We start from the raw sequence: 253 nt of genomic DNA on the forward strand, positions 1-253 counted from the left end.
CGCCCGGGACGCGGAGACGGCGACGTGCTGCGTGGTCGTGCTGGTCGACCGGGAGGGCCAGCGCACGATGCTGCCGGACCGGGGCGCGAACAAGCGGTTCCACCCCGGGGACGTGGCGGGCGCCGTGCCCGCCGGGACCACCCACCTGCACCTGTCCGGCTACGTGCTGCTCGACCCGTCGTCGCGGGAGGGCGGACTCGCCGCGCTCGCCGCCGCGCGGGAGGCCGGGGCGAGCACCTCGGTCGACCCGCAG

The 253-nt window shown here is 78.3% G+C and carries 1 pseudogene; it reads left to right on the top strand.

Annotated elements, in window-relative coordinates:
- Window positions 1-253: pseudogene (locus SACPADRAFT_RS26615) on the top strand (carbohydrate kinase family protein); the annotation flags it as partial.

It is taken from the genome of Saccharomonospora iraqiensis subsp. paurometabolica YIM 90007, from assembly GCF_000231035.2.
Classification (GTDB): Bacteria; Actinomycetota; Actinomycetes; order Mycobacteriales; family Pseudonocardiaceae; genus Saccharomonospora; species Saccharomonospora paurometabolica.